This window comes from Solidesulfovibrio aerotolerans (genome assembly GCF_009856865.1).
GTDB lineage: Bacteria > Desulfobacterota > Desulfovibrionia > Desulfovibrionales > Desulfovibrionaceae > Solidesulfovibrio > Solidesulfovibrio aerotolerans.
Genome location: NZ_WVUD01000041.1, coordinates 14,558 through 34,360 on the forward strand (window position 1 = coordinate 14,558; position 19,803 = coordinate 34,360).

A 19,803-nucleotide genomic window follows, 5' to 3' on the forward strand; every position below is an offset into this window, starting at 1 on the left:
CCAACACTTTGTTTTTGCTAATATTTTTCAAAATGCAGGCTGTCGGAATCGCTTTCTTCCAGCGCGATGCGCGCCCCTCCCGTGGCCGCCGGACGCGGCAGGGCCATGCGCTTGGGTGTTGCCCGGTTATCGAACCGGCGGCCCGATTGCGGCCTGTGGCGGGGCTGATCGTCTGCATCGTCGCGGTTGACCTGAAAAAAGGAACTCGTCTGCTGCAACTGCGAGGCCTGGGCGGAAAGCTCCTCGGATGTCGAGGCTATCTGCTCGGCTGCGGCGGCATTTTGCTGGATGACCTGATCGAGTTGTTGCAGGGCCTGGTTCACCTGACCGGCCCCCTGGCTCTGCTCCTGGCTAGCGGCATTGATTTCCTGCACCAGTTCCGCCGTCTTTTGGATGTCGGGCACCAGCTTCTCCAGGAGTTTGCCGGCCTTTTCGGCTATGCCGGTGGAGGTGGCGGCCAGCCCGGTAATCTCGGCGGCAGCGGTCTGGCTGCGTTCGGCCAGTTTGCGCACCTCGGAAGCCACCACGGCAAATCCCCGGCCATGATCGCCGGCCCGGGCCGCTTCCACAGCGGCATTCAGCGCAAGCAGGTCGGTTTGCCGGGCAATCTCCTCAATAATCGAAATCTTACTGGTGATGGCCTTCATGGCGGTCACGGTCTGGGTCACGGCTTCGCCTGACGACAGGGCATCCCGGGCCGCCTTGATGGCAATGGCCTCGGTCTGCTTGGCGTTGTCAGCCGTCTGGCTGATGCTGGCGGCCATTTCCTCCATGGCCGAGGAAGATTCCTCAACAGCCGAGGCCTGTTCCGTGGAGCCCTGGGACAGGGAGGACGAGGAGGCGCTGAGCTGCTCGCTGCCCGAGGCCACATTGACGGAACCGTCCTGGACTTCCCGAATGATCCCGCTGACCCTCTCCAACATCTCCCGCAGGCCGTGCAGCAGCTTGTCGGCAGGATCGCGGGGTGTAACGACGAGGCTCAGGTCGCCTTGGCTGAGCCGGCCCATCATGCCGGCGATGTCTTTTTCCGCTGCCACCAGCCGTTCGATGGCCGCCAGCAGGGCGTCATCGACGGAACGTCTGGACACTGTAACATTGAGATCGCCCAGGGCCAGCTTGCCGGCCATGGCAGCGATATCTTTTTCCGCCTGGATGAGTTGTCCCAGGGAGCGCATGAGCATGTCCTTGTCGGAACGCTCGGCGCTGCTGACGTTGAGGTCGCCCAAGGCCAGTTTGCCCACGGTCTCGGCCACCAGGGTCGAAGACCGGACCATGGCATGCATGGCCGCGTATATGCTTTGGGGATGGGCGTTTTCATGAAAGGTCAGGCTCAGGTCGCCCACAGCGACCTGCCGGGCGATGCTCGCGATTTCATCCGGCTCGCCACCCAACTGGCGCAACAGCCCCCGGACAATGAGATACCCCGTGAGCGCGGCAAAAAGGACCATGGCCCCGGTCAGGCCCGCGATGACCAGGACGGTTTGTTCGTACAGGGCCTTGGAGGCGGAGTTTTTTTCCTTGGAATAGCCAAGCTCCAGTTCGGTGAGTTTGTTGATAAATTCCCGCATGAATTCAAACTGTTCGTTGGCCTGCCCCTGGGACAGGGCCATGGCCGCCGCCCTCGCTTCCTCGGTGTTGCGCAGCCGGCCCTGGACCACCTTGGCCGACGTCGCTTCCCATTGGCGCATGGCCTGCTCGAACTGCTCGGCCAGATGCTTTTCTTCCGGCGTCGTGGTCAGGGCCTTGAATGACGCGAAACGGTCCTTTGTCTGCTTGAGGTTGACGGCGTACGCGTCCTGCAATTTCTTGAAGCTGTCGCTGTCCACGTCGGCAAAGAGCATGGTGCGCTCGGCCACGAGCAACTGGTGAAGATCCCGGTCGGCTTCGATGAGGAAATCGACGCTCGGCAGAAAGCGAACAAACAGCATTTCAAGGTTTCCGCTTATGATTTTAGCCGCAGAATACCCTGTATATCCAACGATAATAAGAGAAATGACCAGCACCGCATAGCTCATAGACAATTTAAAGCTCACTCTATGAAATAATCGAGTCGTCTGGGACATCACAACACCTCCCGTTGCGTCATCTGTAGTCTCATACATCCCTCTCAAAAGTAGAATTCGTGCCTATCTTTCTGCATCAGCGAGAAACGCAAGCGCCCCAAACGTTCCTGGGAAACGTTGGTCATTCAAAACACAGCAGATTTTCTATTTTCTCTTAGAGCATTTTCGCTGCGGCGCAAAGGGAAAAGACGCCGCCCGAAAGGCTGCAGCCCTTTCACGATTCACGCCAAGGGACGCCGTCAGGCTCGACGCCATGCCACCCTTGGCTTATGGTGAAACGGGTGTCCTTATCGAGAGCGGGGAGCAGGTTGAAACGGCCGCGCCCGCTGCGGGCGTCTTGCGACAGGCCGGACCCCGGGCGATTGGCCGTGTGGCGTCCACAAAAAAGCATCCCTGCTTTTTGTGAATTCAAGGCGCAATGCAGTATGGTGCTGCCTGGCAACACCCTACCGCAACACCGCGCACGCGGCAGGAGCATCCGGCCGTAAGCCCCCGGGGGCCGCCGTCGGCGAGAACGGTTTCAAGGAGACAAAGGCCCATGAGCAAGAAAATCCTGATCGTTGACGACGAAAAAAACCTCCTGGACTCGCTGCGCCGCAGCCTGTCCCGCCGCTACGACGTGGTCATGGCCCAGGGGCCTGAGGCCGGGCTGGCCGCCTTGCAGTCCAAAGACAGCTTTGCCGTGGTGGTGTCTGATCTGGCCATGCCCGGCATGGACGGCGTGAAATTTCTGGCCAAGACCAGGGACATCAGCCCGCTGAGCATTCGCATGATGCTCACCGGCCATGGCGACTTGGACGCGGCCATAGCCGCTGTCAACGAAGGGAACATCTTCCGGTTTTTAACGAAACCATGCCCTATCGAGTCCCTGGTGCGCGCCCTGGACGCCGGGCTGGAGCAGTACCGGCTGGTGACGGCGGAAAAGGAACTGCTCCGGGGCACGTTGCGCGGCTGCATCAAGGTGCTTACGGACATTCTCAATCTGGTCAATCCGGAGGCATTCAGCCGTGGCGAGCGGGTCAAACGGCTTATGATGGCCGTGGTCCGCACGGCGGCCCTGGCCAATCCCCTCAAATTTGAGCTGGCCGGCATGCTTTCCCAGATCGGCATGGTGGCAATACCGCAAGATATCGTCTTCAAACGCTTTCGGGGGGAGCAACTGAGCGCCGAGGAAAATCAGATCTACGGCATGCACGCCGCCATCGCCACCTCGCTGCTCTCGCAAATTCCGCGTTTAAACGATGTCGTAGAGATTGTTTCCTGCCAAAACGAGTGTTTTTCCCAAGGCACAGTCATGTCGGAAGGGGCCGTCCTTATCAACCTTTGCCTGGAATACGACGACCTCGAGCAGTTGGGTGTGCCCAAAGACCAGGCTATTGCCAGCCTGCGGCCGCGCTGGGAGGCCCGGGCGCCGGCAGTCTTTACGGCCTTTGAGAAAGTCCTGTTTAGCGACGAAGGCTATGTGCCCAAGCGCGTTGCCTTTAAAACCATCCAGGCAGGCATGATCATACAGCAGGATCTGTTTGACGCGCAGGGCCTCTTGATTATGGCCAAGGGGCAGGAACTGAGCGACATTGCCATCCTGCGGCTGACAAAAATGAGTGAGAGCTTCAAGCTTCCCAAAGAGTTGGATGTGCTTGTGCCGCTGTAATGCCGGTGGCAACGATCGGCTACGGCGCAGATTCCTGCCCAAGGACGCCCTCGGCAACCGCGCGCCAGTCGGCCAGCCGCGGCGACAGCCCCATGCGCTCCATCGCGTCCAGGTTCCAACGCTGGCGGTCGTATCCCGGATGCCTCACGTTAATCTCATGCTCCAGCGCATTGCTCGCATGGACAATGCCGGCCAGAAGCGGCTCTTCACCCGGGTAGGCCCTGACCATATGATGGGCATTCACCCAGGGGATGACCGCTTCGGAAAAACCCCACAGACTGAGCAGATAGGCCCCGAGTTCGGCGTGGGTGCAGCCCAAAATGGCGTTTTCGGTTCGCCAGATGGCGGTGTTGTCTTTTTGACAGACGGCAATGGTCTGGGCGTAGACCTGCGGCGCTGACGTGAGCAGCACCAACTTCCCGATGTCATGCAAAATGCCCGCGATATACAGGTCGTCCTGCCGCGCGGTATCGAGTCCCTCGGCCTTGGCGAGCGCCTTGCATACAAGGCCGGTATTGAGGCTGTGTTGCCACAGACCGTCCAGGTGATAGCCGGGAAACTTCGCGGCATCGAAGCTGTTAAAGAGTCCGGCGGAAAGCACCAAGCCGGCAATGACGTCCAGCCCAAGCAGATTGACGGCGTAGGCCGGACTGGACACCGTGGACCTGAGCCCGAAAAAGGACGAATTGACAAGCTTGAGCATGGTGGCCGACAGCCCCATGTCCTGGGTTATCAGTTCGCCCAAGCGGAGCATTGACGGCTGCGGGGCTTGTAATTCGCTCAAAATACGCTGGTGGACGGCCGGCAAAGCGGGCAGCCGGTCCAGGCTGGCGGCCAATTGCTGCACCGCCGGGTTGGTGATGACATCACGCAGGGCGATCATGCGGTTAATAGTCCGGGCCAGCAGTTCCGACTGCAACGGTTTGGCAAGAAACTGATGGGCGTAGCGCGACACCTTTAAAATCATTTTTTTATCCGAATGACCTGAAAGCACCAACCGAATGACGGATGGGTGGCGGGTGAAGACCTCCTCCAAAAGCGAAGCTCCATCCATATCTGGCATGAGCAGATCAGTGATCAATATGTCATAGTCTGTGCTCTCCAGTTCCGCAAGCGCCTGCCTTCCTCCGTCGCAAAATGCCATGATCCATTCGTTTCGTTTCGGATACAGTGTGCGTTTGAGGCCACTGAGAACATTGGGCTCGTCGTCCACAAAGAGAATGGATGGCTTCATGCCGTCGCCTTCTGCAACTGTGTCAGCGGAAAATGCAGGGTGAAGGTGGTTCCCTCCCCCGGCTTCGAAGCGACCTCGACCGAACCGGCATGTTTGCGCATGGCGTCATGGACCAGGGCCAACCCTTGCCCTGTGCCCTTGCCGACTTCCTTGGTCGTGAAAAACGGATCGAAAACCCGGTGGAGATTCTTTTCCGGGATGCCGCACCCGGTATCGGTTACGGACAGAAGAAACGTGTCCCCTTCTTGCCGCGTCGTGATGGTGATAAGGCCTTTGGGGTCGTCCGCCTTATGTTTTTCGCTGATGGCGTGGCCGGCGTTGACCAGCAGATTGAGCAGCACCTGGTTGAAATCACCCGGGAAACAGGGAAGGGTCGGCAGGTCCGGGTCCAGGTCAAGCCGCAGTTCAGCGTGGTATTTCCACTCGTTGCGCGACACCAACACGGTGTTCTCGATGGCGGTTTGCACATTGAGCAAGGTCTTTTCTTCGCCCCCGGGATGGGAAAAGCGCTTCATGGCGCGCACTATGGCAGCCACACGCGCCACCCCTTCGCGGGACTGGGAGAGTGCCTTGGGCACTTCGTCCAAAATAAAATCAAGATCGAGTCCGGCGTCCACGCTCGCGCCAGGCGTCACCTGGCCATTCCCCGATCCCAATTGCGGGCGCCCGGCATCCAGGGCCGCGTCAGGCTCCCGAAAGCCGCGCACGGCTGCGGTCAGATCCGCAAACGCGCCTTCCAGAAAGCTCAAGTTGTCGCCAACGTATTGGATAGGCGTGTTGATCTCATGGGCGATGCCGGCAGCCAGGCCGCCGATGGACTCCAGCCGCTGGGCCAGGACCAACTGCCGCTCCAGGGCCTTTCGGGCGGTCATGTCAAAAATAATCTCATAAAACAGGAGTTGGCCGGCCCGGTTGGCTGAAATGACGGTTTTGATCACAGGAACGGTGGAGCCGTCAGGACGCTCGATATTAAATTCCTCATTGACCATGTTCCCCTGAAGCAAAGGACACTGGTCCACAATTTCCCCGGAGGCAGCACGGACCCATTTGATGCTCTTGCAGGCTTTCCCGACAAGCTCGCTCTTTTGAATACCAAAAATCTCTTCGGCTATGGAGTTGACTTCAACGATTAAATACGTTTGAGGATCGACAATAAATATTCCGGCCCGGATACCTGTAAGGATTTTTCTGAGTACATCTTCGCTTTGCCGGAGACTTTCTTCGACACACTTACGCTCTGTGACGTCAGTAAATACGCCAATAAGCCCGATCATGTTTCCAGCTGAATTCCTGAGAGGCGCTTTATGAAATATGAGCGCGCGTGCTTCCCCGGTTGTCGTGCCCATTTCATACTCATACGAAACAGGAGCGTTCTGCTCGTACATCTCTCTTTCTTTCACCATATGGAACAACAAATCTTCACTTTCAAACAAATCATGTATCACTTTTCCTATGATATTTTCTCCTCCAAAATATTTTTTAATTGCCGTATTACACCACAAAATTCGACCATCAATATTCATAAAATAGACGGGAGAAGGAATAGCATCAGCCAATGTTTGAATGAACTCCAGGCGATCATTGCGTTCCGCTTCCATCTGCTTTTGCAGAGAAATATCCTTGTCAACCCGTAGCAGGTAAGGCTCACCGTCTATGACGACGGCGACAAAGGTGCACTCCAGATAGACTTCTTCCCCAAAGGAACTCACAAAGTATTTATCTGCCTTAACGACCGCACCGCTGGCCAGGGCCTGCTCTGCCAGCGCCAGACGCCCCGAATCCCTCCAGGAGGCAAGCATGCGGAAATTATGCTCCCGAAGGGCCGCGACAGTCCCTCCCAATAAATCCGCCAGAAATCTGTTGGCCAGGACGCAGGCTCCGGTCTTTGCGTTATACACAGCGATGCCTACCGGGGCATGCTCCAAGATACTCTTATTAAACTCCAACGCCTGGGCCAGAGCCTTTTCCAAGCGTTTACTCTCTGTAATATCCGTGAGCGTGCCCACAAGGCCAAGAATCGTACCGTCGCCGCCCCGAAACAAGGATTTGCTCACGATGACAGAACGCCGCTCGCCGCCCCGGGCCACAACCTCCGCCAGCAAAGGCGTTGTGGGCCGGCCTTCCAGCAGGGCCTGTCTGTAAGCATCTATCTGTAGCGCATACGCTGGCTCGAACAAATCGTGGGGGGTCTTTTTTTGAAAGCCTTCACTTTTGACGCCAAAAAATTCCAGACAGGCTTCGTTGTACCACAGGTACTGGCCATCGGCATTCATCAGTGAGACCGGCGTCGGAACTTCATCCATTGTATACTGAAAACGCCGCAACTCCTTGTCTGCCTTCAGTTCGTCCTCAGCCTGCTTGCGTGCCACGATGGCCCAGATGCCCTGGGCAAACAAATCAAGAGATTGTATATCCTCCGGCGCATATCTACCCTCTTTATTACCAACACCAACCACTGCAACTATTAACTTATCCTGAAATATTGGGACGGAAAGAAAATTCTGCAAAGGAACGTGCCCTTCAGGATAACCTTTTTTCAGAGGATTGTGAGCAGAATAATCATTGACAAGAATTGGACCTCTCCCGCGAACCGCCTCGCCCCATATGCCGGTATGCTCCAATTCGTATGTCGCCCGCTTTTCAACAAGCGTACAGGACTCCATGACATTATTTGACCAGGAATAAAGCGTAAAAAGCCGACTATTCTCATTATAAAAATAGATATACCCAACGGCACTGGACGTCAACAGAAGCGCTTCTTCCAGGGCGTAATCCAAAAAATCGTGAATGGAATGTTGCGACAGACCATACAACCGGGTCAGGGCTTTGATTGGGCCTTGCGTGTCCAATGCTCCTCCCTCCTCAAGAGTTCGCCAAGGCTTGGCCAGACGATCTGCTCTGTTCCATGCCGGTTGTTTCGCGCGTTGCGCCCCCCCAAAAAGCGTTACGCCTGCCCCATGGTCGCCGTGCAAAGTGCCCTTCCCTGCGACGGGTTGCTGTGCGACTCGGCACACCGTGCCGTTGGCGCAGCAAGCCGCCCCAGCCGCTTGCACATCATGACATAATAACAAAGGAAAAACGAGATTGGATAACCTTAGAGCAGATATCCCCCAACCTGTCCAGCCTGCCGAGTTGCCCCGGCCGTGACCAGAAGACCCGGCCTCCGGGGGCGCTTCGCGCTTGGGCCGCACAGCGCGCCGACAGGACTCGCCCCCGGCAAACCCCATGTTCGGTGGCACCTCGCACTGGGGCCGCCCCCGCGTTCCCCGTTCCCCTCACAACCGGGCCGCGTCAGGATCATGCCGCCCGAAGTGTTCCCGGGCGCGGTCAAAGCTCGCCGTGGCGTAGCAGTAGGCGCAGCCAAAGAGACACCGGTCGTAGGCCCCGATGTCGCGGCTTGGGGCACAGCCGCAGCCCGGCCGCTGGCCGGCGTCCTTGCCGGCCGGGATGGCGCGGCCGGTGCAGGCGCTGATCCAGGCGGCGTCGATGCAGCGCGAGGTCGGGATGCCGGCGGCCTCGGCGTACGCCGGCTGACAGCACGTGGCCAGGGTCAGATCGTTTGCGGCGGCCATATCACGCAGATCAAGGAGCAACCGTACGTGTTCGTCAGGCGTCGTGTCCAGGGACGCATAGCCCGCCCCGGCCAGGGCAGCCATACGCTTGGCGATTTTGCGATAGGGTTCGACGAAGCTGACGATGACCCGGTCGGTGTGCCCGGCCAGGGCGGCGGCCAGACGGGCAAAGGTGCGGCGATGCCAGTCCGGGGGCGTGGCCCCGGTCAGCACGATAGGATCGTAGCGCCACACGACCCGGCCGGGCAGGGCATCGGCCAGACTAGCAAAGGCCGGCAGTGCGGTCTGCGGTCCCGGGCATTTGGGGTCCAAGGCCCGGGGATTATCCAAAAGGGTCACCAGAAAAAACGGCTCATGGCCCAGAGCCATGATGTCCGGCAGGTGGGACAGAAGCGGTCGTGGATCGCGGGTCCAAAAGACGATGGCGTCAACATCGTGGGGAGCCAGGGAGACGCGGGAAATCTGGGCGGCGTTAAAGGGATTTTGCACCTCGCAAAAGCCTGCCCGCAGCCGCGCCATGAGCCAGCGGGCGTAAAAGGCCGGGATGTCGGTGCGCCGGCTGGCGCTTATGATCACAGGCGCGCTCCGGCTTTGGCCAGCAGTTCGGCAAACACGGTGTCGGGCAGCAGGCTCCCGCCCGTGGCCCAGAGAATATGTGTGGCCGGGCGATCTGCCAGGGCCGGCAACCCGGCCCGACGCACGGCCAGGGGACCGGCCAGGGCAGCAGCGGCCGCCGGCTCCAGGCGAAGCGCTTCTGCGGTCCAGGCTTCGGCCACATGCGCCAACATGGCCGCGTCGGGCACGGTATGGGCGCCGTCCAAAATGGGCTCCATGCTGCGGCAGACCAGGTCCGACGGCCGGGCTACAGCCAATCCGTCGGCCACGGTGCGCCCGGTAAGGCCATAGTCGGCGGCGCTGACCCCGGCGCGCCGCCCGGTGGCCAGCCCGAGCAGCAGGGCCGGGGCCTGGGTCGGCTCGACGAAAACGGCCAGGGCGGCATCGCCAAGGGCCAGCCGCGCGCCGCAAGCGATGCCGCCCGGCGCGCCGCCCACCCCGCACGGCAGGTGCAAAACCAGGGGCGAAGCCGGCGCAACGTCGATACGGCAGGCGGCGAGCTGCTGCGGCAGCTCCAGCCCGGCCACGGCGTAGCCCAGAAACAGATCCAGGGAATTTTCATCATCGATAAAATGCAGGCGCGTCGCATGGGCCGCTTCTTCCCGGGCTGTGGCGCAGGCAGCGGCGTAGTCGCCCGGGTGTTCGATGACCGTTGCCCCGACGCCACGCAATTTTTCCTTTTTCCAGGCCCGGGCCTCGGCCGCCATGTGGACCGTGACGGCAAACCCCAGGCCCCGGCCGAAGATGCCAATGGACAGGCCCAGGTTGCCGGTGGAACCCACCGACAGGGTGTGGCCGGAAAAAAACGCCCGGGCGTCCGGTTCGGCCAGGAGGCGAACGTCGTCGTCCGGGCCGGTGAGCAGCCCCTGAGCCAGGGCGAGGCGCTCGGCCACGGCCAGTACGGCATGCAGCCCGCCCCGGGCCTTGACCGAGCCGGCCACGGGCAGGGCATGGTCGGCCTTGAGATACACCCGGTCCTGGCTGGGCAGGCCAGCCGCTTGAAGCCGGCGGGCCAGGACCGGCACAGGCAGCAGCGGCGATTCGATGCAGCCGCCACTTGGGGCCAATTCCGGAAAAAGTTCGGCCAAAAGCGGCGCAAACCGGGCCAGACGCGCCTTTGCGGCCGTTATGTCGGCCAGGGTCACGGGCAGGGACGCGGCCACCGCCTCGATGGGGGCGCGGCCGGGATTGACGAAAAAAACGGGGTGTCCGGCGCGCAGGCCGGCTTCAAGAGCGGCATCCATACCGACGCCATAGCCCAGATTGCCCCTGTCGCCAATGCCGTCGGCCGGGAAAGCACAGCCAGCCCAGCGACAATGCCCCTCTGCCCGCATATTTTTTCAAACGCCGGGACAAGCCGCCGTGCCCCGCCGCCACAATCGCCCGGCCGGGCCTTTACCGCCGGCCGTTCGTGCATTATGCCTTACGCGCTATGAAATTTCACGTCACGACCATGGGCTGCCAGATGAACGTCGGCGACGGCGACTGGCTCACCCGTTCCCTTATTGCGGAAGGCTTCACCCCGGCTTCTGACGCAGACGCCGAACTTTTTATCCTTTTCACCTGCTCGGTGCGCGACAAGCCGGAGCAGAAAGTGGTCAGCGAAATCGGGCGCATCGCCGACCGCCACCGGGACAATCCCAACGCCTTTATCGCTGTCGGCGGCTGCACCGCCCAACAGCTCGGCACGGCCCTGTGGCGACGCTTCCCCATGGTGCGTCTGGTCTTTGGCACCGACGGCATTGCCGCCGCACCCAAGGCCTTGGCGCGTCTGGCTAACGAACCGGGCCTTCGCCTGTCGCTTTTGGACTTCACCGAATCCTACCCCGAACGCGACCAGTCCTGGCCCGAGGAGAAGCTGCCACCCCGGGCCTTTGTCTCCATCATGCAGGGCTGCGACAATTATTGCGCCTACTGCATCGTCCCCTTTGTGCGCGGCCGCCAGAAATCGCGCCCCCTGGCCTCCATCATCGCCGAATGCACCGCCCTGGCCGCGCGCGGCGTGCGCGAAGTGACGCTGCTGGGCCAAAACGTCAACAGCTACGGCTTAGACGATTCCGGCGATGGCACCAGCTTTGCCGCACTCCTGGACGCCGTTGCCGCCGTGCCCGGTATTGCGCGCATCCGGTTTACCACCTCGCATCCCAAAGATTTGGACGATGCGGTCATCGAACGGTTTGCCTCCCTGCCCGCCCTTTGCCCGGCGCTCCATCTTCCGGTACAGTCCGGGTCCGACGACATTTTGCGGCGCATGGGCCGGCGTTACGACACGGCCGCCTATCTGGCGCTGGTTCACAAACTGCGCCGGGCGCGCCCCGATATCGCGCTCACCACGGATTTCATCGTCGGCTTTCCCGGCGAAACCGAAGCCGATTTCCAGGCCACCCTTAATCTGGTGCGCCACGTTGGATTTGAAAGCGGCTTCTCATTTATGTACAGTGACAGGCCAGGAACCGCATCCGAGCGTCTGGAGCCCAAGATCAGCCAGGAAGTAAAGGCCGCCCGGCTGGCCGAACTGCAACGGCTGCTCGACGAGCGTCTGGCCGCCTCCCTGGCCGCCCGGGTGGGGCAGACGGATACGGTGCTCATCGAAGGACCAAGCCGGCGCGACGGAGCCTCCGGCCCGTCCTGGCGGGGCCGCGACAGCGCCGGCCGCATCGTCAATCTGCCCCTGCCGGGCCTGAACGACGCTACGGGCCGGCTGGTGCGGGTTCGCATCGTACTCGCCAAAAAGCACTCCCTGCTCGGGGAGGCGGAGGCAGAACATGATTGAAATGAAAGTCTTCGGCCTTGCCCTGGACGAAGAATCCCAGGTGCCGGTGCTGATCCTCAAGGATTCCGAGGAAAAAACCGTCCTGCCCATCTGGATCGGGGCCATGGAGGCCATGGCGATTTCCCTGTCCTTAAACGACGTGGAACTGCCGCGTCCCATGACCCACGATCTGCTGCTTAACATGATCCACAAGCTCGACGCCCACGTGGTAGCCGTCCATATCACGGAACTGACCGAGGGCACCTATTACGCCAGCATCGAAGTGGAGGTGGAAGGCGGCATCCGGCACATCGACAGCCGCCCCTCCGACGCCATCGCCCTGGCCCTGCGGGCCAAAGCCCCGATTCTGGTGGCCGAAGAGGTCATCGAACAGGTGGCCAACGAATCCAAGGAAGCCTCGGTGGTCGCCTTCTCCACCGACGACGCGGACAAGTGGACGGAACTGCTCGAAAAATACGACCCCAACGATACAAAATACAAGATGTGACCATGATCGATCTGCACACCCACACCACGTTTTCCGATGGCGTCCTCATTCCGGCCGAACTGGCCCGGCGCGCCGCCAAGGCCGGCTATCGGGCCATGGCCATGACCGATCACGCCGACCATTCCAACCTCGATCTCATCGTCTCCAATATCAGCCGGTTCACGGCCGAAACCGGGGCGTTTCTTGAGGTCACCGTGCTGTGCGGGGTGGAGATCACCCATGTGCCGCCGCCGCTGATCCCCCAACTCGTCACCCGGGCCAGAGAAGCCGGGGCGCAGCTCATCGTGGTCCACGGCGAAACCATCGTCGAGCCGGTGGAACGCGGCACCAATCTGGCCGCCATCGAAGCCGGTTGCGACATCCTGGCCCACCCGGGACTCATCACCCCGGAAGAAGCCGAACTGGCCGCCGAACGCGGCGTGGCCCTGGAAATCACCACCCGCAAAGGCCACAGCCTGACCAACGGCCACGTGGCCGTCCTGGCCCGGCGCTTCGGGGCCAAACTTGTCATCAACAACGACGCCCACGAACCCGACGATCTGGTCAGCCAGGAACGCCGCAAAAAAGTCGCCCTGGGTGCCGGGCTCACCCTGGAAGAATATCTGCAAGCCGAATCCAACTCCCGTGACATCGTCTCACGCATCCTCGGCCGAGGCCGCACCGACTAGCGAGAGAGAATAAAGAGGAAGAGAAAGAGGCCTCCGGCGGCCAAAGAGCTGAGCCCTTTGGAATCCCACCTGAAAGGCAAGGGGTTAAGGGGGAAAGGCGTCTGCCCCTGCAACCCAGCCCCCTTGAAATACTTCTCCTATTAAGGGGGTCCGGGGGGGATTATCCCCCCCGGCCGCCGGAGGCACTCCGAGCGCACGAAGCCGTTTTCTGCTGCCAATGCCTTGCGTCTGTCTGGCTCCCGGCCTATATGCAACCTAACGTTGCAATCCGTCCAAGGAGCGCCCATGACCAGATTATTTGGCATTCTCGCGATATTCCTGACTCTTTCCGTCCTCCCCGGCTGTGGCTACAACCAGATGCAGACCAACGAAGAGGCGGTCAAGGGTGCCTGGGGCAATGTGGACGCCGCTTTGCAACGCCGCCTGGATCTGATCCCCAATCTGGTGGAAACAGTCAAAGGCTACGCCAGCCACGAGAAAGACACCTTCACCGCCGTCACCGACGCCCGGTCCAAGGCCGGACAAATCAAACTCACTCCCGAAACCCTGGCCGATCCCCAGGCCATGGCCGCCTTCCAGCAGGCCCAGGGACAGATGCAGTCCGCCCTCTCGCGCCTTTTGGCTGTGGCTGAAAACTACCCCCAGCTCAAGGCCGACCAGAACTTCCGAGATCTGCAACATCAGCTCGAAGGCACGGAAAACCGCATCAACGTGGCCCGGCAACGCTATAATCAGACCGTTGAGGTCTACAACAGCTCCATCCGCACCTTCCCCAACTCCGTCACCAATTCGTTTATGCTCCATTTAAAGCCCAAAGAGTATTACAAGGCCGACGAAGCCGCCCAGCAGGCTCCCAAAGTGAAGTTCTAGCGTTGCGCTTATAAGCAGAGAGGCAGCCGGCCCAAGGAGCGATGATGACGCGACCCTCGACCCCTCCCGCCATGGCGCGGGCCATTTCCCTGGCCAGTCCCCAACACGGGGCAGGCGTGACCGGGACGCAGCCAGGCCGATGGCGGCTGACCGGGACGGGACTGGCCGGCCTGTTCGCCCTGCTGGTCGCGCTGACCCTCTGGGCGGGAGCGGCCCTGGCCCTGGCCGTGCCGCGCCTGGAAGGCCGGGTTACCGACACGGCCCATCTGCTCTCCCCGGCCGCCGCCGCCCGTCTCGACGCCCAACTCGCCGATTTTGAGCGCAGCGATTCCGCTCAGGTGGTGGTCTTGACCATCCCGTCGCTTTCTGGCGAACCCCTGGAGGACTACGCCGTCAAAGTGGCCCAGGCCTGGGGCATCGGCCAAAAAGGCAAGGACAACGGCGTGTTGTTGCTGATCAGCAAAGATGACCGCAAGGTGCGCATCGAGGTGGGCTACGGCTTGGAAGGACGCCTGACCGACGCGCTCACCGGTCGCGTCATCGACAACGTCATTGTTCCGGCCTTTAAGGCCGGCAACTACGACGCCGGCATAGAAGCCGGGACCACGGCCATCATCGAAGGCGCGCGCGGCGAATACAAGGGGGCTGCGGAACCCGGCACAGCCTCGGGCCACGACGACAGCGCCTTTTTTGGCCTGTTCATCCTGGCCATGCTTCTCATCGCCCTGCTTTCCGGGCTGCCGGCCCTGGCCCGGGCCGGCATTTTCGGCCTGGCCATGCCCATTGTCGGTGCGCTTTTCGCCCTGCCCCTGGCCATGCTTGGCTTGCTGCTTGTGGCCGGGGTGGTGCTGGGGCTTATTGGCCCCTTGATGCTGCGCGGCAGCCGCAGCGGCCGCAGCGGCTTTTTTGTCGGCGGCGGCGGGTCGTCGGGCGGCGGCGGCTTTTCCGGCGGCGGCGGCTCCTTTGGCGGCGGCGGTTCGTCGGGCAGTTGGTAGGAGAGGATCATGCGAAAGCTTGTAGATGCGTTTTTGTCCCCGGCCGACCGGGATACGCTCGTGGCGGCCGTGGCAGCGGCGGAAAAACGGACCTCAGCCGAAATCGTGCCCATGGTGGTCGGGGCCAGCGATGACTATCCCAAGGCCGATCTGGCCTGTTCCGTGGCGGTGGGGCTGACGGCCGGGCTGCTCCTCTGCCTGGCTTTCGGCACCCGCAACCTGTGGCTTTTCCTACTTTTTTTCGGCATCTTCGCCCTGGTCGCCTTCGAGGTGGCCAAACGCGCCCCGGCTGTTCGACGCCTGTTTGTCTCCCGGGAACGGGCGCTTCTGGAAACGAAACAGGCGGCCCAGGCAGCCTTTTTCACCCACGGCCTGACCGAAACCAAGGCCCGAAACGCGGTGCTTATCTATGTCTCGGTCTTTGAGCGGCTGGTGTTTCTCCAGCCCGACGTCGGCTTGGCCGGCAAACTCGACACCCAGGCCCTCGACGCCGCCACCGCCGCCCTGACCGCCGGCATCGCCCAGGGACGCCAGGCTGCAGCCCTTGCGGACTGCATCGACACCCTGGCCGACCGGCTCGCCCCGCATTTTCCGCCCGCTGCCGACAACCCCGACGAGATCAAAAACCTGATCCTCATCTGACGCCTTGCGCCGCAAACGACGCCATTTTGCCGGTTCCTGGCGTTGCAATTGCCTTGACCTGTGGCATACTGGCTCCAAACTCAAAAGGCCCGACCAAGACGCAATGGGCCTTTGCAAGGAGGAGTCATGGACCAGTACCACGAGCCTGTGGCCGAGCTCTCACCCCTGGATCGGGATTTCGTTCGGGCTCTTATGAGCCTTAAGGAAGAAATCGAAGCCATCAACTGGTACCACCAGCGGGTGTCAGCCGCCACCGATCCTCAGATCAAAGCCATCATGGCCCACAACCGCGACGAAGAAATGGAGCATGCCATCATGGGCCTGGAGTGGCTGCGCCGCACCATGCCGGGCTGGGACGCGGTCATGCGCACCTATCTCTTCACGACCGGCGACATAACCGCCCTGGAAGACGCCGCCACAGGCCCGGCCGGCTCTACTGACGCGGCCCAGGCCGGCCCGAGCGCCGGGTCCGGTTCGCTCGGCATCGGCAGCCTCAAGGGAACCCGCTAAACAACTCCGGGAGACGCCATGGATATCTTAAAACGCGATCTCGCCCCCATCACCGCCGCCGCCTGGCAGGCCGTGGACAACCGCGCCCGACAAACCCTGACCACCATGCTCTCCGCCCGCCGGGTGATGGACGTGACCGGCCCCCTGGGCTGGGAATTCGCCGCTGTGCCGCTGGGACGCATCGAATACGCCAAGACCCAGTCCGTATCCGGCATCACCTACGGCCTGCATCAGGTCAAACCGCTGGTGGAGGTCAAGGTGGCCTTCACCCTGGACATCGCCGAAATCGACAACGCCGCCCGGGGCGGCAAGGATCTTGATCTGGCCGGCCTGGATGCGGCCGCCGAAAAGCTGGCCCGATTCGAGGAGGAAGCCCTCTACCACGGCTTTGCCCCGGCCGGCATCAGAGGCCTGTCGGAAGTCTCCAGCCAAAGCCGTATGCAGGTCTCGGGCGATCCCGAAGACATTGCCGACAAGGTGTCCAAAGCGCTTACCGCCCTGCGCAAGACCTCGGTGGAAGGCCCCTATGCCCTGGTGGTCGGGCCGGAGATGTGGGTGGCGCTGTCCGGCCATGTCCGGGGCTATCCCCTGTCGCAGTATCTGGAGACCATGCTCGCCGGCCAGGTTATCGTCAGCCCCTTTATCGAGGAGGCTTACGTCGTTTCCACCCGGGGCGGCGATCTGGAAATGACGCTGGGCGGCGACATCGCCATCGGCTACGCCTCCCACGACACCGAGAAAGTGGCCCTCTTCTTCTTGGAATCCTTTACATTCCAGGTGCTGGACCCCACGGTGGTGGTGCGCCTCGACTACACCGCCGGCTAAGACAGCGTCCGCCGCGATCCGCGTCGCGGTTGCGGCGGACACCGGGCCTTGCTGCCGCATCGAGGCAACACGGAATGCAACGCCAACAAACTCAAATTAAGCGTGAAAACATCAAAACAAAGCTCTAGCAGCACCTCACCCTGAACAATCACGATTATTTCAAAGGCGCGACTCCTACGCGCTTAATACCTTGAAATTACGATTGTTAAAAATAACATCAGTCACACGAAAAAAATAATTTGCGTGTGACTAAATTCTGTACTATTTTCCCCTCAACGCAACGATTCACCCGGAACAGCGCCCGTTGTCCCGGAACTGATAGCAAACATCCAGGAGACTTTGCCATGAAAGTCAGCGCCCGTAATCTGATCCCCGGCACCGTTAAGAAAGTCACCATCGGCATGGTCAACGCCGAAGTCGTCATCGAAGCCGCCCCCGGCGTCGAGATCGTTTCGGTCATCACCAAGGAATCCGCCGAAGCCATGGGCCTTAAGGCCGGGGCCAAGGTCAAAGCCATGGTCAAGGCCTCCAGCGTCATGATCGTCGCCGAGTAGTTTCAAAAAAACCAATCTTCAGGAGACATACCATGAAAGTCAGCGCCCGCAATCTGATCCCCGGCACCGTTAAGAAAGTCACCATCGGTATGGTCAACGCCGAAGTCGTCATCGAAGCCGCCCCCGGCGTCGAGATCGTTTCGGTCATCACCAAGGAATCCGCCGAGGCCATGGGCCTTAAGGCCGGCGCCAAGGTCAAGGCCATGGTCAAGGCCTCCAGCGTCATGATCGTCGCCGAGTAGTCTTTAGCCGCCAATGCCGAAAGCCCGGCTGCAACATCTGTTGCAGCCGGGCTTTCGTTTTTCCCTTTGGCTTGCTCGGGCTCCCGCCGGGCTAAATCCCAGCACCATCGCGGATGATCACGCCGCCGGCCCCCTGCTGGGCAATGCGCGCTCCGGGCGGCACGTCGTCCACCACCCAGACGTTGCCGCCAACGACCGCCCCTTTGCCGATGGTGATGCGACCCAGCACCGTGGCCCCGGAATAGATCACCACGTCGTCCTCGACGATGGGATGGCGGGCGTTGCCCTTGACCAACACCCCGGCCTCGTCTTTGGGGAAGCTCTTGGCCCCAAGGGTCACGCCCTGATACAGGCGCACGTTGTCGCCGATGATGCATGTCTCGCCGATGACCGTGCCGGTGCCGTGATCGATAAAAAACCGCCGGCCGATGGTGGCCCCGGGGTGGATGTCGATGCCGGTGCGCGAATGGGCCATTTCCGAGATGATGCGCGGAATCAGATCCACACCGAGCTTGTGCAACTCGTGGGACACCCGGTGATGGGTGAGCGCCGTGAGGCTTGGATAGCAAAAAATCGTCTCGCCCGGCGAGCGCGAAGCCGGGTCGCCTTCATAGGCCGCCAAAGCATCCTCGGCCAGGGCCTCGCGGATGTCGGGCAGACGCATGAGGAACTCGCTCACCAGACGTTCGGCCCGCTCCTGGCAATCCTGGCAGGTGCCAGCCCGCTCGATCTCGCAAAAAAAACAGTGCCCGCGCCGCACCTGATCAATGAGCAGCCTATTGACGGCGTCCAGGCTGGCTCCGATATGAAAACGCATGTTCTCCGGGGCCACATCGGAATGGCCGAAATAACCCGGGAAAATCACGCCGCGCAGCCGGTCCATGACCTCGGCCAGCACCGCCACCGACGGCATGGGCTCGTCATGCAGCGGCCGATGATACACCTTCTCGTACGAGGCCTCCTCGCACAACATCTCCGTCACCCATTCCACCGGCGTACGCTTGCGTGGGCTGGGCAATCGCACATTTATTGCGGTCATCAGACGCCCTCAGCAAAAAGCTGGGTTGAAAGGTAGCGCTCGCCCGTGTCGCACACGATAAAAACCACCACCTTGCCGGCATTTTCCGGCCGCTTGGCAATCTCAAGGGCTGCATAGGCATTGGCCCCGGAAGAAATGCCGCACAGGATGCCTTCCTCGCGCAACAGCCGCCGGGCCATGACCATGGCCGCGTCGTTTTCCACCGCAAACACTTCATCGACCAGACTTCGATCCAACACCTGCGGTACAAACCCTGCGCCGATCCCCTGAATGGCATGGGGACCGGGCTTGCCGCCGGACAGCACCGGCGAGGCAGCCGGTTCCACGGCCACGGCCTGAACCCCTGGCTTTATCGCCTTCAGCGCCCGGGCCACGCCCGTCACCGTGCCGCCCGTGCCGACCCCGGCCACAAAAATATCCACCGTGCCGTCGGTGTCCTGCCAGATTTCCGGCCCGGTGGTCAGGGCATGGATCTCTGGGTTGGCCGGATTGGCAAACTGCATGGGCATAAACGCCCCGGGAATCGTGTCGGCCAGTTCGCGCGCCCGCTCCACCGCGCCCGTCATGCCCTTGGCGGCTGGCGTGAGGACCAACTCGGCCCCAAAACCCCGCAACAGCGTGCGCCGCTCCACACTCATGGATTCCGGCATGGTGAGCATGAGCCGATAGCCGCGCACAGCGCACATAAAGGCCAGCCCGATGCCGGTATTGCCCGAGGTCGGCTCCACGACAACCGCCCCCGGCTTCAAACGCCCTTCTTTCTCGGCCGCCCGGATCATGGCCACGCCGATGCGGTCCTTGACCGACGAACACGGGTTAAACGACTCCAATTTGGCCGCCACCCGGGCCACACAGCCCTCGGCCAGCTTGGTCAGCCACACCATAGGCGTGCCACCCACCAGCTCGGTCATATCATTCGCTATCCGCATGGTTGCTCCCTCTTAACCGGGCTCTGCCCGGACCCGCCGGGGGGGATAATCCCCCCCGGACCCCCTTGGCGGGCGGCGCGGTTGTTGCGAGGGAAACCCTCGCAACAACCGCGCCGCCAGTCAAAGGGAACCAA

Annotated in this window: 18 protein-coding genes; 11 read left to right on the plus strand and 7 right to left on the minus strand. The window is 61.4% G+C overall.

Features of this window, described 5'->3' with window-relative positions:
• Positions 1-17: 17 nt before the first annotated feature.
• On the minus strand, positions 18-2,102 hold the full coding sequence (locus GTA51_RS16640) for a HAMP domain-containing methyl-accepting chemotaxis protein (RefSeq protein ID WP_343039528.1): 2,085 nt from the start codon (positions 2,100-2,102) through the stop codon (positions 18-20).
• Between the two features lie 499 nt (positions 2,103-2,601).
• On the opposite strand from GTA51_RS16640, the gene GTA51_RS16645 reads away from it, so the two are divergent.
• Complete coding sequence (locus GTA51_RS16645; protein WP_160963049.1) at positions 2,602-3,714, plus strand: response regulator; 1,113 nt, start codon at positions 2,602-2,604, stop codon at positions 3,712-3,714.
• A 19-nt stretch (positions 3,715-3,733) separates the two neighbouring features.
• On the opposite strand, the gene GTA51_RS16650 is transcribed toward GTA51_RS16645, so the two are convergent.
• From GTA51_RS16650 to dsdA, 4 genes are all read right to left on the minus strand, one after another.
• Entirely contained in the window at positions 3,734-4,948 is a 1,215-nt protein-coding gene (locus tag GTA51_RS16650) for a response regulator (protein WP_160963051.1), read from the minus strand.
• Entirely contained in the window at positions 4,945-7,920 is a 2,976-nt protein-coding gene (locus GTA51_RS16655; RefSeq protein WP_160963053.1) for a PAS domain S-box protein, read from the minus strand. Before GTA51_RS16655 ends, GTA51_RS16650 begins: the two co-directional genes overlap by 4 nt.
• Positions 7,921-8,223: 303 nt before the next feature.
• The gene (locus GTA51_RS16660; protein WP_160963055.1) at positions 8,224-9,096 is read right to left on the minus strand and encodes a DUF1848 family protein; all 873 of its coding nucleotides are present in this window, start codon (positions 9,094-9,096) and stop codon (positions 8,224-8,226) included.
• Entirely contained in the window at positions 9,093-10,379 is a 1,287-nt protein-coding gene (gene dsdA, locus GTA51_RS16665; protein WP_160963057.1) for a D-serine ammonia-lyase, read from the minus strand. Before dsdA ends, GTA51_RS16660 begins: the two co-directional genes overlap by 4 nt.
• 188 nt (positions 10,380-10,567) lie before the next feature.
• Here dsdA and miaB point away from each other — a divergent pair, with 188 nt between their 5' ends.
• From miaB to GTA51_RS16715, 10 genes are all read left to right on the plus strand, one after another.
• A complete protein-coding gene (miaB, locus tag GTA51_RS16670; protein WP_160963059.1) occupies positions 10,568-11,908 on the plus strand; it encodes a tRNA (N6-isopentenyl adenosine(37)-C2)-methylthiotransferase MiaB in 1,341 nt (446 codons plus the stop codon).
• Positions 11,901-12,395, plus strand: coding sequence for a bifunctional nuclease family protein (locus GTA51_RS16675; protein ID WP_160963061.1), 495 nt, complete (start codon positions 11,901-11,903; stop codon positions 12,393-12,395). The genes miaB and GTA51_RS16675 overlap by 8 nt, the downstream gene beginning before the upstream one ends.
• A 2-nt stretch (positions 12,396-12,397) precedes the next feature.
• A complete protein-coding gene (locus GTA51_RS16680) occupies positions 12,398-13,063 on the plus strand; it encodes a histidinol phosphate phosphatase domain-containing protein (protein WP_160963063.1) in 666 nt (221 codons plus the stop codon).
• A gap of 285 nt (positions 13,064-13,348) precedes the next feature.
• Positions 13,349-13,933 (plus strand): LemA family protein, encoded by a 585-nt coding sequence (locus GTA51_RS16685; RefSeq protein WP_160963065.1) that lies wholly within the window; start codon positions 13,349-13,351, stop codon positions 13,931-13,933.
• Positions 13,934-13,977: 44 nt separating this feature from the next.
• Entirely contained in the window at positions 13,978-14,928 is a 951-nt protein-coding gene (locus tag GTA51_RS16690; protein WP_246198195.1) for a TPM domain-containing protein, read from the plus strand.
• Positions 14,929-14,937: 9 nt separating this feature from the next.
• Positions 14,938-15,570 (plus strand): TPM domain-containing protein, encoded by a 633-nt coding sequence (locus tag GTA51_RS16695; RefSeq protein WP_160963069.1) that lies wholly within the window; start codon positions 14,938-14,940, stop codon positions 15,568-15,570.
• Between the two features lie 126 nt (positions 15,571-15,696).
• Positions 15,697-16,080: an encapsulin-associated ferritin-like protein gene (locus tag GTA51_RS16700; RefSeq protein ID WP_160963071.1), complete on the plus strand. Its 384-nt coding sequence runs from the start codon at positions 15,697-15,699 to the stop codon at positions 16,078-16,080.
• 18 nt (positions 16,081-16,098) lie between these two features.
• Positions 16,099-16,905: a family 1 encapsulin nanocompartment shell protein gene (locus GTA51_RS16705; RefSeq protein ID WP_160963073.1), complete on the plus strand. Its 807-nt coding sequence runs from the start codon at positions 16,099-16,101 to the stop codon at positions 16,903-16,905.
• A gap of 344 nt (positions 16,906-17,249) precedes the next feature.
• A complete protein-coding gene (locus GTA51_RS16710; protein WP_160963075.1) occupies positions 17,250-17,459 on the plus strand; it encodes a TOBE domain-containing protein in 210 nt (69 codons plus the stop codon).
• Between the two features lie 32 nt (positions 17,460-17,491).
• Positions 17,492-17,701 carry a TOBE domain-containing protein gene (locus GTA51_RS16715; protein ID WP_160963075.1) on the plus strand — a complete coding sequence of 70 codons (210 nt, stop codon included), beginning with the start codon at positions 17,492-17,494 and terminating at the stop codon, positions 17,699-17,701.
• A gap of 91 nt (positions 17,702-17,792) precedes the next feature.
• On the opposite strand, the gene epsC is transcribed toward GTA51_RS16715, so the two are convergent.
• Together epsC and cysK are read right to left on the minus strand one after the other, a co-directional pair.
• The gene (gene epsC, locus GTA51_RS16720) at positions 17,793-18,740 is read right to left on the minus strand and encodes a serine O-acetyltransferase EpsC (RefSeq protein WP_160963077.1); all 948 of its coding nucleotides are present in this window, start codon (positions 18,738-18,740) and stop codon (positions 17,793-17,795) included.
• Positions 18,740-19,669 (minus strand): cysteine synthase A, encoded by a 930-nt coding sequence (cysK, locus tag GTA51_RS16725; RefSeq protein ID WP_160963079.1) that lies wholly within the window; start codon positions 19,667-19,669, stop codon positions 18,740-18,742. The genes epsC and cysK overlap by 1 nt, the downstream gene beginning before the upstream one ends.
• Positions 19,670-19,803: the final 134 nt, after the last annotated feature.